1 protein-coding gene is annotated in these 2720 nt (G+C 58.6%); it reads left to right on the top strand.

Features of this window, described 5'->3' with window-relative positions; translation table 11 throughout:
* The coding region (locus GWC95_RS04865; protein WP_161817575.1) for an HYR-like domain-containing protein at positions 1-2720 on the top strand (2720 nt) is incomplete at both ends.

The following is a 2720-nucleotide window of genomic DNA, read 5'->3' as shown; positions in this document are numbered from 1 at the left end:
ACCAACGGCAGCTCGCCATTTAATTACACACTCACAAGAACATGGACGGCAACGGACGGATGTGGCAACACATCGTCTAAAACGCAAACGGTTACGGTGCGCGATACACAGGCCCCTGTTCCAACGATTGCGAGCCTGCCAACGCTTACGGGCGATTGCTCCGTAACAGCTACGGCGCCAACGGCCACGGATAACTGCGCGGGCACCATTACGGCCACCACGCTGAACCCGGTAAGCTATACGGCGCAGGGTGTCTATACCATTACCTGGACCTACAACGACGGGCAGGGCAATACAACCACACAAACACAAAGGGTAGTGGTGAAGGACCAGTCGGGCCCGATAGCCGATGTGTCCACGCTGCCAGTGGTAGCGGGCCAGTGTTCGGCCACGGTTACCACCAAACCAACGGCCACGGATGCATGCTCTGGCGTAACGGCGCAGGGTACCACCACCGACCCGCTGAGCTACGGCACGCAGGGCACGTACACGATCCACTGGACGTATACGGATAACCTGGGTAACAAAACCTACCAGGACCAGACGGTGATCGTAAAAGACAACCTGGCTCCGGTACCGAATGTGGCCACGCTGCCTGTAATCGAGGGGCAGTGTTCGGTGAACATCACGATGGTAAGTGGCACGCGCTGCACGGACAACTGCCGCTGCTGCCGCAATGTGTGCCATTGCCGCACGGGCAACTGCGGATGCAACCAGTGGGGTGAGTGGGTGCGCAGCCTGTTGTGGTTCCTCTTCGGCAATACCGGTGACGACGACCATGGCTGTGAACACAACGATGATGTTGACGACGTGAACAACCTGAAGATGCAGGCGCCAACGGCTACGGACAACTGTAAGGGCACCATCGTAGGTACCACTACGGACCCGCTGAGTTACAGCACGCAAGGCACTTACACGATCCACTGGACGTTCACGGACGGCAACGGCAACACGAGCGTACAGGAGCAGACGGTGAAAGTGGCGGATGTGGAAGCGCCTGTACCGAGTGCGTACAGCCTTCCTGCCATACACGGCACCTGCGCTGCCACGGTTACCACCAGGCCAACGGCTAAGGACAACTGTAAAGGAACGGTAACGGCAACAACAACGGATCCATTGACTTATAATACACAAGGCACCTATACGATCCGCTGGACCTATGACGACGGCAACGGCAACACCACGGTGCAGACACAGACAGTGGTGATCAGCGACAACAGCAAACCAACGCTGAGCGAACCCAACGACATCACCATCAGCTGCAGCCAGTCTGCCCTGCCATCGGTAACGGGTATGGCCACGGCCACGGACAACTGCGGCACGCCAACGGTAACGTATAGTGATGTGGTGAACGGCAATAAGATCACACGTACCTGGAAAGCGACGGATGCGGCGGGCAATTATGTGACCGATGTGCAGGTGATCACCATCTCGGATGGCATCAAACCGGTGCTCACGGCGCCGTCGAACACCACGGTGGCATGCGGAAGCGCAACGGCACCTGCAGCCACGGGTACGGCCACGGCCACGGACAACTGTTCAACGCCGGTGGTAACCTACAGCGACAACAGCAGCAACGGCGGCTACACGATCACACGTACGTGGAAGGCGACGGATGCTGCGGGCAATACGGCCACGGCCACGCAGACCATCACGATCACAGACAATGTGAAACCGGTGATCACCGCTCCTAACAATACAACGGTGAACTGTGGCTCATCCACTTCACCCAATGCCACGGGCACGGCCACGGCCACAGACGCGTGCAGCAGTGTAAGCATCAGCTACACGGACCTGCAGAGCGGCAGCGTGATCACGCGCACCTGGAAGGCGGTGGATGCATCGGGCAATTTTGCCACGGCCACCCAAACGATCACTGTTACGGACAACACCAAACCATCGATCGCTGATGTGAGCGATGTGACCATCGGCTGCAGCCAGTCCACGGCGCCATCGTCGTGCGGCGGCACCCCGAATGCATGGGACAACTGCTCCACGCCAACGGTAAGCTACAGCGATGTAACAAACGGTAATGTGATCACGCGTACCTGGAAGGCGACGGATGCCGCGGGCAACTACGCCACTTCTACGCAGCTGATCACCATCGTAGACAATACCAAACCGGTGCTCACGGAGCCTAATGACATCACGGTAGGCTGCGGTTCATCCACACTGCCTTCGGCCACAGGTATGGCCACGGCTACGGATGGCTGCTCCACACCAACGGTGACCTATACGGATACACAGAGCGGCAATGTGATCACGCGTACCTGGAGGGCCACGGACGCATCGGGCAACTATGCAACGGATGTGCAGTACATCACCATCGGCTCGCCGTTCACGGCCACGCTGAGCTCGGCGCCAACGAACGGCACCTACACGGGTGGTGTGAACACGAACCTGTACCTGGGCTACGGTGCACAGAGCACAACGCTTATGATGTGTAACCTGCCATCGGGTGGCGCGCCTTACACGTATGCGTGGAGCGGCAGTGCAACCAACAGGCTGAGCAGCACCACGGCGGCATCGCCGGTGTTCACGCCGGCTACGTTCGGTTACTATACCTTCAGCGTAACGGTGACCAACAAATACGGCTGCAGCTCAACGGCGGTGATCAGCATCTGTGTAACGGATGTAAGGGTGCCTGGCACCAACGGCGCCAAAGTATATGTGTGCCACACCCCATCGGGCAAGAACAAAACACCGCAGACACTGCAGGT

It is taken from the genome of Sediminibacterium roseum, assembly GCF_009939005.1.
GTDB lineage: Bacteria > Bacteroidota > Bacteroidia > Chitinophagales > Chitinophagaceae > Sediminibacterium > Sediminibacterium roseum.
This window is presented reverse-complemented; position numbering and strand designations above follow the sequence as displayed.